The 24,126-nt window shown below is 55.2% G+C and carries 15 protein-coding genes, 2 tRNA genes and 2 rRNA genes; 9 read left to right on the top strand and 10 right to left on the bottom strand.

From position 1 onward, the window contains the following. The 8 genes from ACYQ12_RS00005 to ACYQ12_RS00040 all read right to left on the bottom strand — a co-directional run. Nucleotides 1-2,661: ribosomal RNA gene (locus ACYQ12_RS00005) — 23S ribosomal RNA — on the bottom strand; the annotation flags it as partial. Nucleotides 2,662-2,879: 218 nt separating this feature from the next. Next, nucleotides 2,880-2,955 (bottom strand) — tRNA-Ala (locus ACYQ12_RS00010). A gap of 103 nt (nt 2,956-3,058) precedes the next feature. Further along, nucleotides 3,059-3,135: transfer RNA gene (locus tag ACYQ12_RS00015), tRNA-Ile, on the bottom strand. 98 nt (nt 3,136-3,233) lie between these two features. Next, nucleotides 3,234-4,773 (bottom strand): 16S ribosomal RNA (locus ACYQ12_RS00020). 1,359 nt (nt 4,774-6,132) lie between these two features. Then, complete coding sequence (locus ACYQ12_RS00025) at nt 6,133-7,101, bottom strand: ParB/RepB/Spo0J family partition protein (protein WP_459865836.1); 969 nt, start codon at nt 7,099-7,101, stop codon at nt 6,133-6,135. Beyond that, complete coding sequence (locus ACYQ12_RS00030; RefSeq protein ID WP_459865839.1) at nt 7,098-7,886, bottom strand: ParA family protein; 789 nt, start codon at nt 7,884-7,886, stop codon at nt 7,098-7,100. Before ACYQ12_RS00030 ends, ACYQ12_RS00025 begins: the two co-directional genes overlap by 4 nt. A 680-nt stretch (nt 7,887-8,566) precedes the next feature. Further along, nucleotides 8,567-9,853 carry a hypothetical protein gene (locus tag ACYQ12_RS00035; RefSeq protein WP_459865842.1) on the bottom strand — a complete coding sequence of 429 codons (1,287 nt, stop codon included), beginning with the start codon at nt 9,851-9,853 and terminating at the stop codon, nt 8,567-8,569. Nucleotides 9,854-9,974: 121 nt separating this feature from the next. Continuing rightward, nucleotides 9,975-11,234 (bottom strand): ParB/RepB/Spo0J family partition protein, encoded by a 1,260-nt coding sequence (locus ACYQ12_RS00040; protein WP_459865845.1) that lies wholly within the window; start codon nt 11,232-11,234, stop codon nt 9,975-9,977. Between the two features lie 190 nt (nt 11,235-11,424). On the opposite strand from ACYQ12_RS00040, the gene ACYQ12_RS00045 reads away from it, so the two are divergent. After that, a complete protein-coding gene (locus ACYQ12_RS00045) occupies nt 11,425-11,883 on the top strand; it encodes a hypothetical protein (RefSeq protein ID WP_459865848.1) in 459 nt (152 codons plus the stop codon). Between the two features lie 1,333 nt (nt 11,884-13,216). On the opposite strand, the gene ACYQ12_RS00050 is transcribed toward ACYQ12_RS00045, so the two are convergent. Next, complete coding sequence (locus ACYQ12_RS00050; protein ID WP_459865851.1) at nt 13,217-13,480, bottom strand: hypothetical protein; 264 nt, start codon at nt 13,478-13,480, stop codon at nt 13,217-13,219. A 328-nt stretch (nt 13,481-13,808) separates the two neighbouring features. On the opposite strand from ACYQ12_RS00050, the gene ACYQ12_RS00055 reads away from it, so the two are divergent. The 6 genes from ACYQ12_RS00055 to ACYQ12_RS00080 all read left to right on the top strand — a co-directional run bounded on the left by ACYQ12_RS00055 (nt 13,809) and on the right by ACYQ12_RS00080 (nt 21,509). Further along, nucleotides 13,809-14,732: an ABC transporter substrate-binding protein gene (locus ACYQ12_RS00055; RefSeq protein WP_459865854.1), complete on the top strand. Its 924-nt coding sequence runs from the start codon at nt 13,809-13,811 to the stop codon at nt 14,730-14,732. Nucleotides 14,733-14,837: 105 nt separating this feature from the next. Next, nucleotides 14,838-15,827, top strand: a complete 990-nt coding sequence (locus ACYQ12_RS00060; RefSeq protein ID WP_459865857.1) for a FecCD family ABC transporter permease — start codon at nt 14,838-14,840, stop codon at nt 15,825-15,827. Nucleotides 15,828-15,834: 7 nt separating this feature from the next. Beyond that, nucleotides 15,835-16,965 carry a FecCD family ABC transporter permease gene (locus ACYQ12_RS00065; protein ID WP_459865860.1) on the top strand — a complete coding sequence of 377 codons (1,131 nt, stop codon included), beginning with the start codon at nt 15,835-15,837 and terminating at the stop codon, nt 16,963-16,965. A gap of 32 nt (nt 16,966-16,997) precedes the next feature. Beyond that, nucleotides 16,998-17,810: an ABC transporter ATP-binding protein gene (locus tag ACYQ12_RS00070; RefSeq protein WP_459865863.1), complete on the top strand. Its 813-nt coding sequence runs from the start codon at nt 16,998-17,000 to the stop codon at nt 17,808-17,810. A 382-nt stretch (nt 17,811-18,192) separates the two neighbouring features. Beyond that, nucleotides 18,193-19,956, top strand: a complete 1,764-nt coding sequence (locus tag ACYQ12_RS00075) for a methyl-accepting chemotaxis protein (protein WP_459865866.1) — start codon at nt 18,193-18,195, stop codon at nt 19,954-19,956. A 293-nt stretch (nt 19,957-20,249) separates the two neighbouring features. Next, nucleotides 20,250-21,509, top strand: a complete 1,260-nt coding sequence (locus tag ACYQ12_RS00080; RefSeq protein ID WP_459865869.1) for a dicarboxylate/amino acid:cation symporter — start codon at nt 20,250-20,252, stop codon at nt 21,507-21,509. Nucleotides 21,510-21,604: 95 nt separating this feature from the next. Here the strand turns inward: ACYQ12_RS00080 and pdxR are convergent, their stop codons facing one another. Further along, the gene (pdxR, locus tag ACYQ12_RS00085) at nt 21,605-23,092 is read right to left on the bottom strand and encodes a MocR-like pyridoxine biosynthesis transcription factor PdxR (RefSeq protein WP_459865872.1); all 1,488 of its coding nucleotides are present in this window, start codon (nt 23,090-23,092) and stop codon (nt 21,605-21,607) included. Between the two features lie 93 nt (nt 23,093-23,185). On the opposite strand from pdxR, the gene ACYQ12_RS00090 reads away from it, so the two are divergent. Together ACYQ12_RS00090 and ACYQ12_RS00095 are read left to right on the top strand one after the other, a co-directional pair. Then, nucleotides 23,186-23,632 carry a GNAT family N-acetyltransferase gene (locus tag ACYQ12_RS00090; RefSeq protein ID WP_459865875.1) on the top strand — a complete coding sequence of 149 codons (447 nt, stop codon included), beginning with the start codon at nt 23,186-23,188 and terminating at the stop codon, nt 23,630-23,632. A gap of 20 nt (nt 23,633-23,652) precedes the next feature. Beyond that, nucleotides 23,653-24,126 (top strand): rhodanese-like domain-containing protein, encoded by a 474-nt coding sequence (locus ACYQ12_RS00095; protein WP_459865878.1) that lies wholly within the window; start codon nt 23,653-23,655, stop codon nt 24,124-24,126.

A 24,126-nucleotide genomic window follows, 5' to 3' on the forward strand; every position in this document is an offset into this window, starting at 1 on the left:
CGTCCACTCCGGTCCTCTCGTACTAGGAGCAGCGCTTCTCAAACTTCCGACGCCCACGGCAGATAGGGACCGAACTGTCTCACGACGTTCTAAACCCAGCTCGCGTACCACTTTAAATGGCGAACAGCCATACCCTTGGGACCGACTTCAGCCCCAGGATGTGATGAGCCGACATCGAGGTGCCAAACACCGCCGTCGATGTGAACTCTTGGGCGGTATCAGCCTGTTATCCCCGGAGTACCTTTTATCCGTTGAGCGATGGCCCTTCCATACAGAACCACCGGATCACTAGAACCTACTTTCGTACCTGCTCGACGTGTCTGTCTCGCAGTCAAGCACCCTTATGCTCTTGCACTCAGTGCACGATTTCCAACCGTGCTGAGGGTACCTTCGTGCTCCTCCGTTACGCTTTGGGAGGAGACCGCCCCAGTCAAACTACCCACCACACACTGTCCTCGACCCGGATGACGGGTCTGAGTTAGAACGCCAATGATGCCAGGCTGGTATTTCAAGGTTGGCTCCACCCGAACTGGCGTCCGGGTTTCCAAGCCTCCCAGCTATCCTACACAAGCAACATCAGCATCCAGTGTGAAGCTATAGTAAAGGTTCACGGGGTCTTTCCGTCTAGCCGCGGGTACACAGCATCTTCACTGCGATTTCAATTTCACTGAGTCTCGGGTGGAGACAGCGTGGCCATCATTACGCCATTCGTGCAGGTCGGAACTTACCCGACAAGGAATTTCGCTACCTTAGGACCGTTATAGTTACGGCCGCCGTTTACCGGGGCTTCGATCAGGAGCTTCGCGTGAGCTAACACCATCAATTAACCTTCCGGCACCGGGCAGGCGTCACACCCTATACGTCCGCTTGCGCGTTTGCAGAGTGCTGTGTTTTTAATAAACAGTTGCAGCCACCTGGTATCTTCGACCGGCGTCGGCTCCACCCGCAGGGGCTTCACCTAATGCCGGCGTGCCTTCTCCCGAAGTTACGGCACCATTTTGCCTAGTTCCTTCACCCGAGTTCTCTCAAGCGCCTGGGTATTCTCTACCTGACCACCTGTGTCGGTTTGGGGTACGGTCGCATGTGATCTGAAGCTTAGAGGCTTTTCCTGGAAGCGTGGCATCAATGACTTCCACCCCGTGGGGTGTTCGTCTCGTGTCTCGGCCTTGGGGCTCCGGATTTACCTGAAGTCCCAGCCTACGCACTTTCACCGGGGCAACCAACGCCCGGCTCACCTAGCCTTCTTCGTCCCCCCATCGCAACCACATCCGGTACGGGAATATTGACCCGTTTCCCATCGACTACGCCTTTCGGCCTCGCCTTAGGGGCCGACTCACTCTGCTCCGATTAACGTAGAACAGAAACCCTTGGTCTTCCGGCGGGGGAGTTTTTCACTCCCCTTGTCGTTACTCATGTCAGCATTCGCACTCGTGATATCTCCAGCAAGCTTCTCAACTCACCTTCACCGATTTACACGACGCTCCTCTACCGCTCATCCAGAGGATGAACCCGTAGCTTCGGCACCTGGTTTGAGCCCCGTTACATCTTCCGCGCAGGCCGACTCGACTAGTGAGCTATTACGCTTTCTTTAAAGGATGGCTGCTTCTAAGCCAACCTCCTAGCTGTCTAAGCCTTCCCACATCGTTTCCCACTTAACCAGGATTTTGGGGCCTTAGCTGACGGTCTGGGTTGTTTCCCTTTTCACGACGGACGTTAGCACCCGCCGTGTGTCTCCCACGCTGTACTCACCGGTATTCGGAGTTTGCCTCGGGTTGGTAACCCGGGATGGGCCCCTAGCCGAAACAGTGCTCTACCCCCGGCGGTAATACGTGAGGCGCTACCTAAATAGCTTTCGAGGAGAACCAGCTATCTCCGAGCTTGATTAGCCTTTCACTCCGATCCACAAGTCATCCGAATCTTTTTCAACAGATCCCGGTTCGGGCCTCCAGTTGATGTTACTCAACCTTCACCCTGCTCATGGATAGATCGCCCGGTTTCGGGTCTATTCCCAGCGACTGGTCGCCCAGTTAAGACTCGGTTTCCCTACGCCTCCCCTATTCGGTTAAGCTCGCCACTGAAAATAAGTCGCTGACCCATTATACAAAAGGTACGCGGTCACCGAACTAAGTCGGCTCCCACTGCTTGTACGCATACGGTTTCAGGATCTATTTCACTCCCCTCGCCGGGGTTCTTTTCGCCTTTCCCTCACGGTACTGGTTCACTATCGGTCAGCCAGGAGTATTTAGCCTTGGAGGATGGTCCCCCCGTCTTCAGTCAAGGTTTCACGTGCCCCGACCTACTCGATTTCACGTTGGTTGGATTTCGGCTACGGGACTGTCACCCGCTATGGTCAGGTTTCCCACCCTGTTCGCCTATCGGCCCCAACGCTTAAGGGCTGGTCCCCGTTCGCTCGCCGCTACTGGGGGAATCTCGGTTGATTTCTTTTCCTCGGGGTACTTAGATGTTTCAGTTCCCCCGGTTCGCCTCGCTGCACTATGTATTCATGCAGCGATACTCACCTGATGGTGAGTGGGTTTCCCCATTCGGAAATGCCCGGGTCGCAGGTTGTTTGCCACCTCGCCGAGCCTTATCGCAGGCTTCCACGTCCTTCATCGCCTCTGGCTGCCAAGGCATCCACCGTATGCGCTTAATCGCTTGACCATATAACCCGAAGGGGTCTGGTCTGCGATCACTACGACAATTGCCGGATACGCTTGAGACGTATCTTGCTCTCTTATGCCTAAGAGAGACTTTTGTCAGCATGATCCATATTGTTAAAGAGCGACTGTTCAGAGAACAGTGATAAGCGTTCAGCCAGGCCGGAGGGCCCGTTCAGCGTTTATCACTGGTCACGAAACGAGGACTGTCGGGAAGGAGGATGGTGGAGCCAAGCGGGATCGAACCGCTGACCTCCTGCGTGCAAGGCAGGCGCTCTCCCAGCTGAGCTATGGCCCCTCTGATGTCCCTTGATGGGATAATTTTAGTCAGGGCGAGGCATTTCGTGGCGCCGCCTAGCCTGCTAGGCAAGTCACGAAATAACAAAGCACTGGATAAAATTTGGTGGGTCTGGGCAGACTCGAACTGCCGACCTCACCCTTATCAGGGGTGCGCTCTAACCAACTGAGCTACAGACCCGGCTTCAAACCACTGGGTCCGCGACCCAAACAGTCTTTTGCTCTGGCCGATCAGGTAATTCATTGTGGACACTTGCCGGGAAGAGGCGAGTCGTCGATTAAGGAGGTGATCCAGCCGCAGGTTCCCCTACGGCTACCTTGTTACGACTTCACCCCAGTCATGAACCACACCGTGGTGATCGCCCTCCCGAAGGTTAGGCTAACCACTTCTGGTGCAGTCCACTCCCATGGTGTGACGGGCGGTGTGTACAAGGCCCGGGAACGTATTCACCGTGACATTCTGATTCACGATTACTAGCGATTCCGACTTCACGGAGTCGAGTTGCAGACTCCGATCCGGACTGAGGCAGGCTTTCTGGGATTCGCTCCACGTCGCCGTCTTGCAACCCTTTGTACCTGCCATTGTAGCACGTGTGTAGCCCTACCCGTAAGGGCCATGATGACTTGACGTCGTCCCCACCTTCCTCCGGTTTGTCACCGGCAGTCTCCCTAGAGTTCCCGGCCGAACCGCTGGCAAATAGGGATAGGGGTTGCGCTCGTTACGGGACTTAACCCAACATTTCACAACACGAGCTGACGACAGCCATGCAGCACCTGTCTCTGCGCTCCCGAAGGCACCCCGGAATCTCTTCCGGGTTCGCAGGATGTCAAGGGTAGGTAAGGTTCTTCGCGTTGCATCGAATTAAACCACATGCTCCACCGCTTGTGCGGGCCCCCGTCAATTCATTTGAGTTTTAACCTTGCGGCCGTACTCCCCAGGCGGTCGACTTATCGCGTTAACTGCGCCACTAAGTCCTCAAGGGACCCAACGGCTGGTCGACATCGTTTACGGCGTGGACTACCAGGGTATCTAATCCTGTTTGCTACCCACGCTTTCGCACCTCAGTGTCAGTGTCAGTCCAGAAGGCCGCCTTCGCCACTGGTATTCCTCCCGATCTCTACGCATTTCACCGCTACACCGGGAATTCTACCTTCCTCTCCTGCACTCTAGCGTGACAGTTCCGGATGCCGTTCCCAGGTTGAGCCCGGGGCTTTCACAACCGGCTTATCATGCCACCTACGCGCGCTTTACGCCCAGTAATTCCGATTAACGCTCGCACCCTCCGTATTACCGCGGCTGCTGGCACGGAGTTAGCCGGTGCTTCTTCTGCGGGTGATGTCGTTCCTGAGGGGTATTGACCCCCAGGCCTTCTTCCCCGCTGAAAGTGCTTTACAACCCGAAGGCCTTCTTCACACACGCGGCATGGCTGGATCAGGCTTGCGCCCATTGTCCAATATTCCCCACTGCTGCCTCCCGTAGGAGTCTGGGCCGTGTCTCAGTCCCAGTGTGGCTGATCATCCTCTCAGACCAGCTACGGATCGTTGCCTTGGTGAGCCGTTACCTCACCAACCAGCTAATCCGACATAGGCTCATCCGATAGCGCAAGGTCCGAAGATCCCCTGCTTTCTCCCGTAGGACGTATGCGGTATTAGCCTGGGTTTCCCCAGGTTATCCCCCACTACCGGGCAGATTCCTATGCATTACTCACCCGTCCGCCGCTCGCCGGCGAGGTGCAAGCACCTCCCGCTGCCGCTCGACTTGCATGTGTTAGGCCTGCCGCCAGCGTTCAATCTGAGCCATGATCAAACTCTTCAGTTTAAAGTCTGATAGTCCGTTAAGCGGACCAAACTTGGCTCAAGGTCAAAGCTTCTCTTGACGAGTCGCTTGCCTTGAAGGTCTTGGTGACTGTTCACCCCTTCGCCGGCAAGCGCCCACATGAATTACCTGATCGATTGTTAAAGAGCGTCTCGCTAAACGCGCCAAGCCATCGCCTGGCGTCGCTTCCGGCCCGAGGGCCCCGCCGCGAGAGAGGCGTATTCTACTGAGCCGGCCGGATTTGTCAACCCCGGATGGCCTGGCGATCGCTGCGGATCGTCGGGCCCACCCTGGGATGGCGGCCGTCTCGAGTGGGGCGCATTCTACCGTTTCCGGTGGCCTCGTCAAGCGATTTTCGGCGCGCCTTGAACTCACGGCGCCATCGAAAAACCCAACGACAACAATGCCTTGCCTCACTTCCCACCGCCAGCGACGTCTGAGCGTCGGCAGCAGCGGAGGCGTACTTTACGACACCGAAAGGTGGGGCGCAATCCCCCGAGTGGAAAAATTTCTAAATTTCTAACTCCGGCGCAGAACGGCAGAGTCAGTGAAAAAACGGGGCTGCCAAACAAAGAGAGAATTAAACATTCTCGGATATCCTACTCATCCAATCTGTTTCTGATCGATGGGTGCTCATTATCAACTATTACTTCAACCAGCGTTCAGAGACTCTCTTTCGTGTACCATGCACTGTCAGCTTGGATTTCTACACTTTTTCTGAAAGCAGCCCCACAAGAAGCACGTGCAGCAGAATAGCTGGGCCGTGACGCAGTCATTTTTCAACAGTTGTCGTAGCCATTGTCGAAACAGCGCTTTCCAGTAAAAAGGTGCTCAATGGCCTTATGACGGTATAAACAAGCGCGGCAAGTCTGAGGTGAGGATTTGTCTCTGATGCTGGCCAATAGAAGGCATGGGCAGTCTTCCCGGAGCTGGACCTTTAGGCAGGTCAATGCTTGGTGAACGGGAAATTCAGGCAGAGAAGACCTCGGTTTCCGTCCACTGCACCAGGACATGCATGTTCGCCTGTTTGCCCAGAAGCAGCGCTAAGAATAGTAACCAGAAAAAGCAACAGCGAGACGATACATCAGGCTACATACAGCGCTAAATCTTTCCATGCTCATGTCTTGTCTGGAAGGCCGCGCCTGACACAACCCAGAGCCATCATGACTCAGCCTTCTGTCAATGAGCCGTGGTGGTGCCGGCCTTGAAATCGGACTAAAAATTTCCCATGAGAAATTTGAGGCTATTGTCAGCTTACCGAGCGTCTAGACCAAAAAAGGATGTTTCGATAGTTAACACATACGAAGAAGAATAAAGCCTGGAAAATTTCTCATGGGAAACTTCCCAGGTTGTAATAGAAACTTAGACCGTCAATTGGCGCATCCGGATATCTTTCATAGGAACGCCCACTTCTTCCCCCTCCACAGTCTTGATCCAGACCCAACCAGCTTCTTCATCCATACGATCCAGCATCAGTACACCCGTCACCTTGGCGCCATCGACAAGTTTGGCTTCCACGGAAATACGCGCTTCAGCAGGCTGGATCGATTGGTAACGCCGTTGATAGTGATAAGTCTGAACATCCTTAACCGCTGACTCGGCTTCAACCTGCAAAGACTTCTCTTTCGGGGAAGCAGATGGCGGCTGCTTCAATTGCTTCAACGCGATCTCGATATCAGAGCGGCCAATCTCATCATTTCGCAACTGCGCGATAAGGGCCTGAGCGGCCGATTCATCTAAATCATGGATTTGCCGCAGCAGATGAAGCGCATTTATATCTCGAGTCACACCTTCTTCAAGCAGAGAGAGAATCAACATTGGAAGCTTTAGGAGAGAAAGGTGCTTATTTACCCATGATGTCGACTTATTGATTGCCTGGGCAATTTGTCGTTGGTTAAGCCCTAGCCCTAACAGAGCATCAAACGAAACTGCAAGTTCCTGAGGCGTCAGCTCTGCTCGTTGAATATTCTCAGTGAGCTGCCACGTAATCCGTTCGACCTGATCCTGAGGCATAGGGACCAGAACAACCTTAGCCTCGGCAGCATGGTTATGCTTGAGCGCCCGAAAGCGGCGTTCTCCTGTAATAAGCAAATACTGATCATTGCCAAGGCTTGCGACTTCCAAAGGCGTGCGCTGTCCTTTAGCCTCGATATCAGCAGCTAACTCTTCAATATTATCGAAACTTTTACGGACCTGATCCTCGACTACAATAGCATCCAGGCTGATCGAGGTGATTTCCCCTTGGGCCATGGAATCCTGCGTCTTGGATGGTTTTTTCTTCCAGTTCGAGACGTTCAGGCTGCCCAGGCCATCTAGAATATTTTCGCTCATGCGCTGACTCCTGCACGCTCAAATATTTCGTGAATAGCAGCCTGCATCTCTTGAGCTGCCTTGCGAGCAGCTCCTGAGCGGAAGCTCCAGACGGGCTTGCTCATGTTTACAGCCTGGTCGATCGATGATCGGTTTCCAATGATATTTTTCAGCACCAGGTCGTTGACCTTAGCTCTAAGCGCCTCGACGGACTGCTTATGTGTTCCAGATCTCGCGTTGTAGCAATTGACCAGAATACCGACAATTTCCAAATTGGGATTAGCGCCTTTCTGGATGGTTTCGATCAGACGGAATAGACCTCCGACACCATCCAAAGCAAACCCACTCACTTGGACAGGCATGACGACATGCGACGCCATAATCAAACCTGCGGACAGCAACCGTCCCAAGGAGGGGGGACAATCGATGATGATGAGGTCATATTCATCTTCTATGGAGGCGAGGTTTCTTGCTGGATTAACTACCATCCGTAAGTCAGCAGCCTCCATGCTATAAAGCTCATCATCGTTTATACGCGCTGGAATCAGATCGATTCCATTTTTGCATTTAAGAACCTGCACCTCGCTAAGGTCGTCATGAAACAACTGATACGTCTTAGTAATGGTATCGGATAACTCTTCAATGGCTTGGCGCCCAGCAATTTTGGTGCTGGTGTTTCCCTGCCCGTCCATGTCGACAACCAAGGTACGTATCCCACGCTGATGCGCTTCAAAAGCGGTATGCATGGTAATGGTAGATTTTCCAACCCCACCCTTCTGGTTGGCATAGGAAAGCTTGATTGTCACAAGTCGGCCCTTCCCCTAAAGCGTATTTATTTCTTCGACATTATGCCGGTGATCCTTTAAGGGCGCAAATGCTGTGCCTATAGAAGCGCTATCCTGCTGCCAAGGATCGTCGTTGAGGAGATTCGAACGGAACTTAGCGAAAGCGAGCGGTCCTGTTAGCTATCCGAGATCACCCCCAACCAGCTTATTTTTTCCAAGACGGTTCAGTGACGAAAGCAATGAACCGTCTATAAATAAAGTAGACAATCCAAGCCATGTACCTTGTGGATAAAATTATTAACGTTAAAGGTGCTAACTATCGATCGAGGAAGTGTTAATTATCGCTTCCTTTAGTGCTAACTAATGATCGCCATAGTGCGAATTTATGATTATGTAACTGCTCATTATTGTCTGCATCGAAAAAAGGAAGATGGAAGTGTCCGGCTAGACACCATACTGGCTACCGCGGTTTTTCGGCTACCAAGGTTCCCGCCTAACCAAATAATCGGTTAAACCAAATAAACAAAATAATCTTTTTAATCGAGACCTGGCCAGTCTGATAAACTAAAGGGAAGATAAAGATACATCAGAAAAATTATTGCAATATCTGCAACAGCGCAGAGTGCAGCGAGAAAGGAAGGGATAGCAGAATCTAGATCACGAAGCCTTCTCACTACCCCACTGCATAGAAAAGCCTGCTTTTATTTAGCTTTATCACCTTTATCTTCAATTAACAGTAGTTGCTGGCGCATATCATCCAAGCCTTTCTTCGATGCAGTAATGAGATGTTCACCAATGACAGGAAGCTCGTTGACATCCGCTATTCCCTGGATCGCATTAAAGACCTCGGCGCGGCTATGCGTGTCACGTGCCGCATGATTGGCATAGCGCTGCGACTTGGCAAACAGCTCGCTAGCTACCAGCTCAAAATGATAATCGGTGATGATCTTTCGCGACGTTCCCTTCACTGCACTCTTGGTGGGCTCAAGCTCGCGGTAAGACAGGAGATGACCGGAATCAATCAAAGACTGTAACCCTTTGATCAGCTGGGCTCTTTTGGACGAAATACGGTTGTCTCGCACCTTGTCATCAGCAGACTGAAGCATTCCACATGCAACCAAGAAATGCCGGGAATTCAGTGTGAAAGTGGTAGCTCCGACATCAACCGACGCGGCACGAAACAGTAGCGTCAGATATTTGAACATTCGCTTGCCGATATAGGTCTTGATCGAATGGTATGCATCCATTGCAATCATTCGATAATTAGCACCTCGAATACCCTCAGTGACTAAGGGATGAAACCGAACGAAACATAGTGCCTCTTCAGGCAAAGCATTGTTGTCTTTCCTATGTACATGTATCCAGTCATCCCGGGTCACCGTAAAGAGATCTGACAATAGGGTTGCTTCGATCTTTCGGACGGTACCGTCACCTCTCATGTACCGGAACGTAGTATCCGCCTTTCGCAAGGTTTCCAGGGCTTCGCGAATCTGATCGTGGTTCAAGTGATAGCGAAGCGCTCGCTGTAACCCTCTCAGCGTGAAATGGGTTCCCGCTCGCCCCCCCACCATTGCACCGTTAGGTGTCGTCGATAATTGAATCAAGGCATCGAGTACCAATTCCTCACGGAAACCTAGGTCGCGCCATTGCCCGTTGATGGGAGCTGCCATAATGGTCAATTCATAGGAAACTCCTCCCATGGTTACCATGTGGCTCCGTGAAGGCTGGTTAGCCGAAGAAAATGGCTTTGTTAACCCTGTCTTGGAAAGAGAAAACCACGGAAGGGCGGCAAAGGACTGGAAGGAATTGGACCATTCCTCACCGTTATGTTTACGCCTTATCGTCGGATGCAATCCAAAGAGGCGGATGAAAAAGTCCCGCTCACGAAGAAGCTCCTGTCGAACCCCTTCATCTTCAATCTGCTGCAGCTTGGTCTGAGATTCCAAGAGCTGGGCTGCCCTCTCGTCTTCCTGATCACTTTCAAGCATTGTTATCTTCTCAGTCTCTCGCACCGGAACTACTCGCCGGGACAAGGTAATAGAGCATGGTATGTCGGCATTTCATGGCATTGTACATAGCAGTTGAGCAGGGTGGGACCCCGTAATACCGCTACAGATGTTGAATTAATCGCATAAGAGCAATATCGGGCTCTTCGGTAAACTCTATCTCTCCAAGAGTTGCCTCTATGAGTTTCGGGTCGATATCAGCATGTTCTTGCAAGGTAATTAATATTTGGCGTACGGTGTCAAGCGACAAGGTGACACAAGGCGAATTGGTGGTTGCCGCTCGCGATTGCAGCAAACCCTTGGCCGCCGCCCCCGGCGAGACTTCCTCTCGAAGCAGGGTATTCACGAATGATCTCACCTTATCAGGGTCAACCGTAGGTAGCCTACGCGCCGCTTCCACCAAATGCCCATCGAATTCTGGTTCGATGTACTCGATAGGCCCCTTGATATTGTCCTCTTTGAGAACAGGTCTTTCCTGATGACTAGCGCTCTCCAGCATGTCTTGCTGGGTACCGCCATCAATCGATTGCTCGGTGGTGTTATCACGCAAATCGTTAGGCCGGGCCTTTGAAAGTTTACAACGCCCTAGCAGTTCCTCCTCACTTCCTTCTGGAGATCGCAGGATCTTCTGCCACTGATCAGCAGTGAGAGGTTCGCGTTCATGGGCGGGAAACCAAACTTGATCAAGTTGAGCTTGAGTGACAGGTGATCCGTGTAGCACCTTATGATCAAGCCCGCAGCCACTGAGAATCTTGATCAGGGCCATCCCTTTATAGATCCGCTTAGCGGGGGTTCCTGTTTTGTCACGCAGCACGCTCGCAGAAGGTGTCTCTCCCATAGTCGTCTGATAGGCTTCAATGTAGTGCCAGATCATGCGTACCGTTTCAGCAAATGACAGGTTCTGTCGGCGATGGTTTTCGACGGCCATGGTTTCCAATGCCAACAGAGCCTGCTCTTGCGGGTTGGCAGTGGGATCAAACGGTATGACGACCGAGGCGATGTTGTCCAAACCTGCCAGCACAGAAGCCAGCCATCTTCTATGTCCTCCGCCTAGGGTGTAGTGGCCCTCTTGGGTCAGGCTTGGATGCAAAATCACTGGCTGCAGCACATAGCCCCGCTGTTGTATGTCATTGGCCAAGTCAGCCAAGGCTTCCAGTTCTATGAACTGTTGGTCCGTAATAGATAAGCCATCTTTCAAGAGCCATTCACTGAGCTGCTGCGGCGTGATTCTTCCGCTCGGCAATGTCGATACGTGATGCCATACACCTTGTTCACCGAGATGTTCCAGGAGCGATATTTCTCTCGCATTCAAGGCATTAGGATGTATGAGATCTAATGAGACTTGCTGAAGGTTGGGCTTCATTCTGCTTAGGCTCCGGTTACTCGCGCTTTATTTTGCTGCAATTCGATATCAAATGACTGATCGCAGGCAATGGAGGCATTTTACATGATGATCCTATGTTTCTTCGGTTGATCCTACTATCCGGATAATATTTAATTAGATGGTTTGCTCCGCCCGGCACAAACCGTCTCGTAAATATGAGGATGTTTCTATGGTGGATATGACGATAAGAACCGGCCCTAAGCCCATCATGGGGCCGGATGAAGCTGTGAAACTCATAGACTATCTCCGCAAGAAGCAGACCAAGATAGAGTGGAGAACGGAGTATCATGAGGACCCCAAAAGACAGCGAGGGTTCTGGGATCAACTCACTTTATTGGAAAATTCTCTTCGTGCAGACGGGGATCAAAAAGCCTTGAACCAATTGTTCTCTTTATGGCGCAAGGCATTATCAGGAACTGAAATCGAACGTATCAGAAAGCGGGCTTCCCAGGTGCGTGCGGAGACTCGACACCGTTGGTATATACGAGACGAAGCTTTTCTGGACAGAATTGATCGGCTCGCCACACAGTTCGGGCTCGATAAACGATACCCGTTGGTTGAATCTCGAAGAAAGCGACTCGTCATGTTGGCACTTGATCAGTTGGAGCGAGACAAGTTAGACACTTAGATATTTCGATAATGCACACCACAGAAGGCGATGTTTCTCATGGGAAATTCATGTCTTGCCTTGCTTCAGCAGATAATCGCATCGCATCCATAGCTTCTCGCCCCGAAATCGTTCTTTCCCAGGACACTGCTCGTAACGAAACTGATGTTCCTCACATGGAAAAATTTCTGACTATGAAGCGTCACGAATAAGTTATTCCATGTCGCGTCAGGTTATGCCCCGTTGTGTGCTGTAATGCCACTCATGGAGCCATACGAAGCTTTTTGGGCTCAGAACAAGGCAACAAGCAGGTGTTGTATTTCGTTTGATAATACGCACCTGTCGAGAAAAATTCTTTGCCCGACATGAGACATGGCGATAGACCGTTTCCCATGGGAAATTTCAAACGCGAGCATTGGCCCAGTTCATCCAGTTCCTATGAGCGCTTTACAAAACTCGAATGCTTCTTTAACCAATTTTGAATTTTAAGTGTGGCTAAGGAAGATCACATTCAAGGAACGCTGCCCATTGTCGAGCCGCAGCAGTCGCTGCCGAAGCCCAGGTATTTCCTTGGGAGATATTGCTTCAAGAGATGGGCTATAGCCCGGACATTAACTGCTGGCGTCGCCTGAGTGACCGGCACGAGGCAGGAATCTGGGAGCTTCTGCTTCGGATGTCGCTGGGGCATCTACAACACAACGACCCGGTTGACTGAGAGCGAGCCTGCATGGCGCTTTTCGGTATCGTTTCGTCACACCGTAGGTCAATAAGCTGCCTGCGGGTAGGACACACGGTCGTAGAGAATGCGGCAGGTCATATCGAGCCCGTACGTCGGCCCCATGTTGCTCGCTGAGAAATGGCAGATGTAACAGCCCGCATTAGCTACAGGCTGGTATGTATTCCTTCGAATCGTCTATTTTTACAGGTACTAGAAATTTCCCATGGGAAATAGGTAATGCAAAAAATAACGAAGAAGCACCCTCTATAAGTTAGCTGGTTTAATCGATAATAAACACCCAGCTCCGGATCCAGCAGCTGTCTATCACTCGACCACCGTTTGGATACCCATCTCTGAACCGCCTCTCCCAAGGACCGCGTTAATTAACAGCGTTCAAAAGAGGAAGGCTAGGGCGGCATACACCGAGACGATTACGTAGGCAGAACAATGACGAGAGGCCGTGGAATGTCAATGAGCTGGGCATGTTGCCTATCGCGCCACCTCTCCGAAAGTGCCGGAGCGCCGCATCAAGTCGATCGACCCTCAGGTGACATGACCCAGCTGGAACGATGGCGACCAGAGCCATGACCGAGCATTTCGCTTCGAGAATCCGTTTGGATACATTTTCGAAGCCTGTTACGACGCGGTATGGTGTGAGCCGCGGAAAGACGCTGAACGCGCTACCTTGAAGAATCCTGCCTCGTCTTTCATCGACGCTGCGCTCCGATGCCTCGAGAGTACTTGCTGGAAAGGTTGATAAACATTGGGGCGCTGGTCCCACCTCCATGTCGCGATAAATCCCGCCATTTCCTTGTCGCTTCTCTTCGATACGCTGGTGATAGAAGACAAGGATATGCCGCTGGCATCATCCACATCGAGACGAGGGTCGGAGGTCAACATGTTTCTCCTGAAACAGGCTTTGCGCCTACCGGCTAAGAAGAGCAGACCTTCTTGTTGCAAATACCGGAACGCTATGTGGCAAGAAACAGGATATACGTTGTGAGATATTATTAATAATAATTATTACTATTCGTGTCGCTGATAGAGTGGCATCAGACTCTCACTCATAAGAAAGCTTCAGTCCGGCAGTGACTGGACCGGCAAGCGCTTCTGCTCAAACGGAGCCAAGAGTGCGCCAGTTATATCAATGCAGTCGTTCGAAGCGCTGAGGGAGCGTTACCAGCCGGCTTTGCGCCTCCTTCACTTTTCCCTACTAGGAGTTTTTGTCATGTTGAATCCTTCTGCTTCCGGCCGCTCGGTTCTGGGTGTGCTGGTTGGACTTGGGCTATGCGCCATCATGATGGGGCAAGCCAATGCCCGCACTCTGAGTACGGCCTATGGAGATGTCGAGGTTACCGACCAGCCCGAGCGGGTCGTGACGCTTTACGAAGGTGCGCTGGACACCGCGCTTGCGGCGGGCGTAACGCCACTAGCGGCAATAACGACTCGAGGCGGGGAGGGAGTGGCGAGTTACCTGCAAGACCGGGTCAACGGTATCGCTATCGTGGGCACTTCCCGCGAGACTAACATCGAAGCGGTGGTGGCCCAGCGACCTGACGTCATTCTGGCTTCGCCACTTCTGCCCGAAGAGCAGTACCAACTGCTGTCACGCATCGCACCGACATTGGTGCCTGATAGCGAGCCTTATCAGCCGGATACCTGGAAAGAGGAAGCCCGCTTTTTCGGCCAGGCTTTAGGACGCGAGGCGCAGATTGAAGAGATGATTGGCCAGGTCGAGCAGCGCGCCGTGGCACTGAGCGAGAGTCATCCGCAAGAGAGCGCAAGCCTAGTGCGCTGGATGCCGCAAGGAGCGCTGGTAATGTCACCGATGATCTTTTCCAGCACCTTGCTAACCGCGAGTGGCTTCACGGTTCACGACGGCGGCATCGTCAAGAAGGGCCGTCCACATAGCGATCCGCTCAGCCTGGAGAACCTGTCGCGCATTGATAGTGATTGGCTGTTCCTGGCGACACTCAACGAAGAAGGTCGTGATGCGCTGGAAAACGCTAAAAGTTCGCCTGCCTTCGCTCGTCTCAAGGTCGTCGAGCAAGATCGGGTCGTGCCGGTAGACGGTCAGCTCTGGACCAGCGCCAGCGGGCCGCTGGCTGCCCAGGCGATTCTCGACGCTATCGAAGCAGCCATTGAACGTTGAGTAGACGTTGGAAAACCGGCACAGGCGGAGTAGAAGGTGATGGGTATTTCAAGCCGGTTACCGACATCAGGGGGACAAGCGCGGGGATGGTGCAGCCGGAGAGTGATGCTTTGGCTGCTGCTGATCTTGTGTCTGGTGTTGGTGTGTGTACTGAGCCTGCTGTTCGGTGCCGGTGAAGTTGGACCGCTCAGGTCGTTCGATGCTCTGCTGGCGCTGCTCGCTGGAGAGCCCCGCAACGATGAGGCACGCTTTGTGATCGAATCGCTTCGCGGGCCACGCACCTTGATAGGGCTGATGGTGGGGCTAGCCCTGGGTGTGTCTGGCGCTTTACTGCAGTCAGTAGCTCGCAACCCGCTGGCTGAACCCGGTCTGCTTGGCGTCAGCGCAGGCAGTGCCTTCGCGGTGGCCGTTGCGCTGGTATTAGGGGCGAGCACGGCAACGCTTCGGGTTCCGGTGGCTCAGGTGGGCGCCTTGGGCGGTTGCTTGCTGGTTCTGTGGGCAGCTCGCCTAGGCGGGGTAGGTAACGACCCGGTGCGCCTAGTCCTTGCTGGTGCGGTACTTTCAGGCCTGCTTGCGGCGCTGAGTTCGTTGTTGCTGCTGTTCGATCAACGTGCTGCCGACGAGATCCGCTTCTGGATCATTGGCAGCTTGGCGGGCAGACGTCTCGAGGATCTTCAGGCGATCCTGCCCAGCCTGGGCTTGGCAATGATGATAACTCTCGTGATTGGCCGGCCACTGGCTGCACTTGCCTTGGGAGAGCGTGTTGCCGTGGGGCTAGGGCATCATCCGCGACTCATCCGTCTACTGACCATCGTTGTCGTGGCGCTGCTGGTCGGAGCTGCTACGGCGATTGCGGGGCCTATTGCCTTCGTGGGATTAGTGGTCCCATTCGCCGCACGGGCGCTGGCGGGATCCGATATACGTCATACCCTGTGGTTCTGCCTGCCACTCGGGCCGCTGGTCATTATCAGTGCTGATATCGTGTCGCGTCTGGTAGCGCAGCCTTCCGAGTTACCCCTGGGGGTGTTGACGGCGCTGATTGGTGCTCCCGTTCTCGTCGCGGTCGTACGCAGTCAGCGCCTGCCGACGTTATGATGTGATTATGAAAGCAACTTCACGAACCGATGCCCTAGGTCCGGCAGATTCCGGATCTTCATCTCGTCTGGCCAAGGCAGCTCATGTGCCGTCTCCGGCAGGTACCTGGCGGCTGGCCCTGACAGTAGCCGGCAGAGATCTGGCCGTGCTTGTGGATCTACGCGCGTTGGCCGCCAATGGGCTGCTTTTCGGCATGCTGAGCCTGGCCCTGCTGGCTTCTTTATCTCTGGGCAGTGTGCCGATACACCCCGTCGAGGCCATGCGGTCATTGATGAGGCTCAGTGATGATGCCATGACTGCTTTCGTGGTTCAGGAATTGCGCTTGCCGCGTGCGATAGCGGGGGTGCTGACCGGGGCCGCTTTCGCGCTGTCGGGGTGTCTGATGCAGACCCTGGCACGTAACCGTTTAGCCACACCGGGTATCATTGGTATCGACAATGGGGCCACTGCCTTTGCGGTTGCCTCGGTTGTGGGTATCGGCGTGATCGTTGCTCCGCCGGCAATGGCCTTGGCGGGTGCTGCGACGGCGGCCGCCATCACCTTCGGTCTGGCGGGTGGGGCTGGTACGCGGGGTTATCGCTTTATTGTGGCGGGGATCGGTGTCGGGGCCGTATTCGGAGCGCTGACCCAGTTGATGCTTTCCCGTGTGGCTATCGATACCGCCAACACGGCATATCCATGGACGGTTGGGAGTCTCAATGCGCGGCCTGACGGAGCCGTGCTGGTACTGGCCATCGGGCTGGTGTCGGGTATGATAGCTGCGCAAATGCTGGCACGGTCGCTGGCGGTGCTGCGTTTCTCCGATTCCGTCGCTCAGGGACTGGGTATCCGGGTGCGCGCCGGCCGTCATCTGGCCTTGGCCCTGTCGGTGATGCTGACGGCTCTGGCAGTAGCAGTCGCCGGCCCGGTCGGGCTGGTGGCGCTGATCGGTCCCGAGATCGCCCGTCATCTATCATCGAAGCGTGGCGTTCCGCTGTTCGGTTCGGCACTGGCCGGCGCGTTGGTCATGGTACTGGCAGACCTGGGGGGACGCTTGATCCTGGCGCCGATCGAGGTGCCGGTTGGGATCGTCTCCGCCGTGGTTGGCAGCCCATTTTTGCTGTGGATATTGCTTCGTCAGGCGAGGAGCCTGCCTTGAGTCGAGGTGCGAGTGGGGGAGGGGAGCGTTAGATGCACCACGAATCATTAAGCGCGCAGGAATTGAGCCTGTCCTACGGACGGACTTCCGTTATCGAAGGGCTCGATATCGAATTGCCTGTAGGGCAGGTGACAGCCATTGTGGGACCGAATGGGTGTGGCAAGTCGACGCTGCTAGCGGGTCTTGCGCGACTGCACACTCCTGCCGCCGGAGCGGTGCTGCTGGATGGACGAGATATTCAGCGTCTGCCATCGCGTGAACTGGCCCGCCGCTTGGCCCTGCTGCCGCAGGAGACGCATGCTCCCGAAGGTCTGACCGTGGCCGAATTGATTCGCTTCGGGCGTCAGCCTCATCAGGGTTGGCTACGTCAATGGTCCGCGGAGGACCGGCGCGTGGTGGATGATGCGATAGCTGCGGCTGATCTTGAGGGGTTTGCCGAGCGGCCACTTGAGGCCATGTCGGGCGGACAACGCCAGCGCGCCTGGATCGCCATGGCGATCGCCCAGCAGACGCCCCTGTTGCTTCTCGACGAGCCCACTTCTGCGCTCGATCTTGGCCACCAGGTGGAAGTGTTCGAACTGATTCGCACCCTGGCAGCGACTGGCAAGACGATCGTCATGGTGGTCCACGATCTGGTCAGCGCCTGCCGTTATGCCGATCATCTGGTGGCCATGCATGCCGGCAACGTTGTTGCCGAGGGCGCGCCCCGCCAAGTCGTGACTGCCGATCTGGTTCGGCGGCTCTATGGCATCCATTGCACCTTACTGGCCGACCCGGTAACCGGTAGTCCGATCCTGACCAATATGCGGCGCACCGCCGATCCACTAACCGGAAGTGCGACCTAGCATATGTCGTAACGAGAAAGGATGATGAGAGGTTTCTCCAACCAATCGAAGTAAAGGAGAATTCTCGCATAGAGCCACACGACTGGCCTTTGTCGTGGTGGCGTCAAATGTCATCAGTAGGGAGTCGGCCATCAACGATGGCACGTAATCATTGTCTTTCCGTGTTTCCTTTTGATGGCTGCACTTCACATATTCGTATCCCGCTGTGTCAGTCGATATAGACTTTAGCCTGATAAAGATGATTGGCATTTTATTAAAGTACTGATAAACCGATATTTTATTTACATTCCTTTCTCCTTGCATCAAAGCCATGCCTCAAATTTATATCTGAATGGCCGATAAGAGACCCGACTATAAAAACCATTCAGGGAGCACTTGTTCGATGCGGAGAGTTTCAGGAATATTTCGCTTACCGTCGCTTAATCTGCAGAATAAAATTCTTTTGCTGGTTCTGGTTCCCCTGTTGCTGGTGGTGCTAGCGCTGGTTGCCGTGGCGGTTACGGATCGAGTACGGGACTTCGACACCAACCTGGATAATCAGCGTGCCATGCTGATCGAGTCTCGAGAAGCCGCGGTAAGGAACGTCGTCGAAACGGCCATGACAGCCATAGCCCCTATCGTGGCCGAAGCCGGGCCCAATGATAAGGAAGCCCAGAAGCGGGCACGGGACACTCTGAGAAATATCCGCTTTGACGACAGCAACTATATCTTTGTCTACGACTACCAGGGCACCCGAATAGTCCAGCCGGTAAAGCCGGAAATCGAAGGAAGCAGTGCACTTGATACCCAGGATGCCGAAGGAAATTATCTCTTGCGGGACATGATCAGTATCGCCAAGAGCGGGGGCGGTATCTATCACTACGCCTGGCCTCACCCGGCAACAGGAGAGGTCGTGACAAAACACTCCTATGTTCTGGGCGTTCCGAAGTGGGGCTGGCTATTAGGCGCCGGTGTCTATGCTACGGATGTCGAAGAAGCCATGGCAGCAGTCAAGGCAGCGGAAACGCGTGACCTGCGCAACTTTCTACTGACGACGACACTGATAGGTGGGTTGATGTTCATCAGTGTGGCTGGCCTTGCCGTGTGGCTGGTGCGGCGCACCGTTAAGCCGATTCGACGCACTGCGAGTGCCATGGAGGATATCGCTCAAGGCAGGGGGGATCTGACCCGGCGCCTCGAAGTAGAGAGTCGTGACGAGATCGGCGAACTGGCCAACCAGTTCAATGCCTTCGTATCGCGCATGCAGGATACGCTACGCGAGGTGCGTACCAGCACGACGAGCGTTTACCAGGCCGCTGGGGAAATCGCCCAGGGCAGCGAGGAACTGGCCACGCGTACCGACCAGGCTGCAGCCAATCTGCAGGAGACCTCAGCCTCCATGGAAGAGATCACCTCGACGGTCAATCATAGCGCCGACTCGGCCCAGCAGGCCAACCAACTGGTACAGGCGACCGCTGAGGTGGCCCGCCAGGGCGAGACGGCAATGAGCCAGGTCGAGCGCACCATGGATGACATCAACGCTTCGTCGAGCAAGATTAGCGACATCATCACGATGATCGACTCTATCGCTTTCCAGACCAACATTCTGGCACTGAATGCCTCGGTGGAAGCGGCCCGGGCCGGTGAGCACGGTCGTGGCTTTGCGGTGGTCGCGCAGGAAGTCCGTACCCTGGCCAGCCGCTCTGGCGAAGCATCCCGTGAGATCCGCGCGCTGATCGACACGTCGGTAACGCATACGAAGTCCGGGGCCGAGCTGGTGCGCAATGCCGGACAGACCATGCGGGAGATGGTCACCAGCGTCGCTCGCGTTACCGACGTCATCGGCGAGATATCCGCTGCGGCCCGGGAGCAGAGTAGTGGTATCGGCCAGGTCAACACCGCAGTGGCTGAGATGGATACCATGACCCAGCAGAACTCGGCGATGGTGCAGGAATCTTCCGCGGCGGCCTCAGAAATGCGCCGCCATGCAGAACATCTCAGAGAGCTGATCGATACCTTTGTACTCGGTGACGATGCGCCTGTAGAAACATCACGGGGCGCACCGAAAAGAGCAGTATTGCCTCATGATCTCAAGTCACCCGCTACATCGCCGACTGCCACGCAGCGTGCCGTGACTCGGGGAGCGAAGGAGTGGGAAGCATTCTAGGATGGTCAACTTCAATAATCACATCGAAAACTAGCGCGTAAATCGGTTCGGGCGGCGGGGCACCATCACTGGCATCGGCCGATGTCGTGGCCTCTGCCTCAATTCGAATGTTGACGAGGCCGGCGCCCAGCCACTCTCCGTCGCTCGGAAATTAACGAGGATTCCACCTAGGTAGAGTGGATCTGAATATTTTTGGCTGAACGGTTAAAAATACTTTATGACGAAAGATCGATAGTGGTTATGCCGTTATCATGGGCTTGAAGCGATTTTTTATTCTGTTTGTTTAGGAGCCCATGAATGACATCTTCGCACCCCCCCATAAGTCCTCCTTGTGGCGGCGTATACCGCTCTGGCAAAAGATATTGACCGGCCTGGGGCTCGGGATACTCGCTGGCGCTCTCTTGGGAGAAGACGCCAGCATCTTCAAACCCATTGGCGATATCTTCATCAGTGCCATCAAGATGCTGATCGTTCCACTGGTATTCACCACGCTAGTGGTGGGTATCACCTCCATGCGGGACCCCCAGAAAATGGGGCGCATCGGGGTAAGGACCATCGCCCTCTATCTGATCACTACCGCTTTCGCCATTGCGATCGGTCTGCTGGCCTCCACGCTCTTCCAGCCTGGCGCCGGTATGGAGATGAATTTCAGTGAGCCAGTCGAGGCAAACGATGCGCCTACGCTAGTGGATATCCTGGTAGGCCTGGTTCCGCAGAACCCTGTCGATGCGCTAGCCAATGGCAACATCATGCAAATCATTGTCTTTGCTATTGGTTTGGGAATCTCCTTGATGCTGATCGGGGAGAGGGGAGAGCCGGTGGTCCGTGTATTCGAAAGCTTTGCAGAAGCCATGTACAAGCTCACCGAAATAGTGATGGCCTTCGCTCCCTTTGGGGTCTTCGGCTTGATCGCACATGTCTCGGGGAGTTACGGCCTGGATGTACTGCTTCCCCTGGCGAAGGTGATAGGCGTCGCATACCTGGCGAGCATCTTGCACGTCCTGGTGGTTTATAGCGGGTTGCTGACGCTGGTTGGCCGTCTAAGTCCCGTGCCTTATCTACGGGGCATCATCGACGCCTTGGTGGTGGCATACTCATCGGCGTCATCCTCCGGCACCCTGCCGGTATCGCTGCGCTGCGCGCAGAAGAACCTTGGCGTATCGGAGGGGGTCTCGGGCTTCGTGTTACCGGTGGGAGCCACCATCAACATGGATGGCACGGCCATCTATCAAGGAGTCGTGGCATTGTTCATCGCTCAACTGGTGGGGGTGGACCTGACATTGATGGATTACGGCATGATTGTGGTGACCGGAACCCTGGCCTCGATCGGAACGGCCGGTGTGCCTGGAGCCGGGTTGATCATGCTTTCCATCGTCTTGGCGCAAGTAGGTCTGCCACTGGAAGCGATTGCCGTGGTGGCGGGAGTCGACCGTATCCTGGACATGGCACGTACCACCGTCAACGTCGCTGGAGACTTGATGGTGACAACCCTGGTAGGCAAGAGCGAAGGCGAGCTCGACATGGAAATCTATAACGCGACTAACAGCATCTGACGGATCATTGTGATGTTGCGGCATGTAGAGCGGCCCATCGGAGAATTCCGATGGGCTTTTTAACGGGTTGAGATTGCTATGGGCCATGGAGGACGCTAGCGGCACGCGATCATGGTCAGCCATGCCTGGCATAACCATCCACCGGCCTGGGCGATTTCGGTCTCATTCGAGCCGGCATAGCCGAGCACCAGTCCGGGCTGCTTTCTCTCCGACAGGTAGTAGCATGACAGCGGCGACAGCGTTATGCCCTGTTCGTGGCCTTGCGTGACCAAGTGGCGTTCCTGCTCGAGTGAATCGAGCGCTGCCACCAAGTGCATGCCGGCCTGGCCTTTCGAGAGCGTGAGACCCCGTGCCGTGGCAGGAGTCAGCGCCTCACGCAGACAGGCCTGGCGATGCCGATAACACGTTCGCATGCGCGCCACATGCCGGGCGAAATGGCCTTCGGCAATGAACTCGGCCAGCGCCGACTGTACAGCATACTGCCCCTCCCGATGCAGGCGGGCATTGGCACGACGAAAATCATCGAACAGGGCATCGGGCAGGACGAGATATCCTAGACGCAGCCCGGGATAGAGCACCTTGCTGAAGGTGCCCACATAGATCACCGGCATCCGTTCAGCGAGCCCCTGCAGCGAGGCGACTGGCGGGGTGGTATAACGAAATTCACTGTCGTAGTCGTCCTCGATGATCCAGGCCTTGTGTCGCTCGGCATACGCCAGCAGAGCCAGGCGGCGTGCCATGGTCATGGTGACTCCACTGGGGTACTGATGCGATGGCGTGACATAGATCAGGCGGGGCGCAGGGGTCTCTGACGGCAACGCCTCGGGGTGGATACCTTCTTCGTCCACCGGGACGGGAACTACGTTCAGTCCCGCCATGGAGAAACAGGCCTGAGCGCCGCCATAGCCGGGTTCCTCGATCCATACCGTATCGCCGGGATCGGCCAGCAGACGGGCAATGAGCTCGAAGCCCTGCTGCGCGCCCTGGGTGATGAGGATCTGCTCGGGACGGCAGTTCACCGAGCGCGACAGACGTAGATAATCGCAGAGGACGGCTTTGAGGGCCGGCAGCCCGCCCTGGGTCTGGTAGCCGAACCATTTTTCCTGGGCGCGATGCTGGTTGCGGCGGAGCATACGTTGCCAGCGTTCGCGTGGGAACAGATCAAGCGCGGGAATGCCCGGCGCAAAGGCACGGTGACCGGCGCTCAGCGTACCGCAGAAAGCGAGTATTTCCTCTCCTCGTTGGGAGAGTCGACTGGCCTCGGAAACTGTCGCCTGTCCGGTAGCGGCCAGAGGCGTCGCAGGCAGATCGGCGACGAATAGCCCGGCGCCCTGGCGCGTCACGACAAAGCCCTCCGCGGCCAGTCGCTCCATGGCAGCGAGCACGGTATTGCGTCCTACGCCCAGCGACTGGGCCAGACGGCGCGACGAGGGCAGGGCACTGCCTGTCGCCAGTTCGCCGTTCTGGATCCAGCGGCGCAGCGCGTCGTATAGCCGTTGTGGCAGGGTGCCGGTACCGCCCTGGGCCAACCTTAGCGCCAGCGCCTCGATGATCCACTCGCTGCGTGCCCGCTTTTCGTTCACTGGTTCCTCATTATTGCTGATGATTGGTTCTTACATGAGGACCACTATGGCGACAAACTGAAAGCCTGTCATCCCGATGCGTCTGGAGCCGCCATGAATGCCATTCGTCCTGCCACCGTCGCCGGTCTCGATAATCTGAGCCGGCTACTTGACGACTACCGTCGCTTCTATGGCCAGTCCGGCGATGTGGCGGCTGCTCGCGCATATCTCGTTCAGCGCTTTGCGCTGGGGGACTCCCGGCTGCTGGTTCATGAGGGCAACGGTACGCTGACAGGCTTCGTTCAGCTCTATCCGGGGCTGTCCACTGTCAGCCTCGGTCCACGCTGGACCCTGGCCGACCTCTATGTGTCGTCCGAGGTGCGCGGGCAGGGCATTGGTACGGCGTTGATGCGTGCTGCGGATGCCCTGGCCGCCAGCCAGGGCGTGCACCGGTTGACGCTGAATACACAGGTTCACAACCATACGGCGCAACGGCTCTACGCGTCCCTGGGCTGGAAGCGCAACGACGCCTTTTACGCCTATACGCTCGAAACCGACTGAATACGACAGGAGACCCACCCATGGCGACTTCACCACACTCCGAGGTGCTGGCTTTTCCTCCCGCCCTGCCCGAGGCCACCGCCGCATTGATGTATGACAAGCTATGCCATCACACCGATGCCTGGGATGTGGCTGTCGATTTGGCCAACGGCATCGATGCCATTGTCGTCGTTGATACGCGAAGCCGCGCCCGCTACCTGGCCGGCCATATTCCCGGCGCCGTCAGTCTGCCGCATCGCGAGATGACCGCCGAGCGGCTGGCCGAACTCGATCCCGGGCGGGTCTACGTCACCTACTGCGATGGCATCGGCTGCAATGCCTCTACGAAGGGCGCCTGGCGGCTTGCCGGCCATGGTCTGAGGGTAAAGGAACTGCTGGGTGGGCTCGATTTCTGGCGGCGTGACGAACACCCGATCGTGACCGGCGAACAGCCGGGAAGCATGCGGGACAGCACGCTGAGTGAATGTGGATGCAGCGAAGCGGAAGGAACATGA

Source organism: Halomonas shantousis (assembly GCF_054654615.1).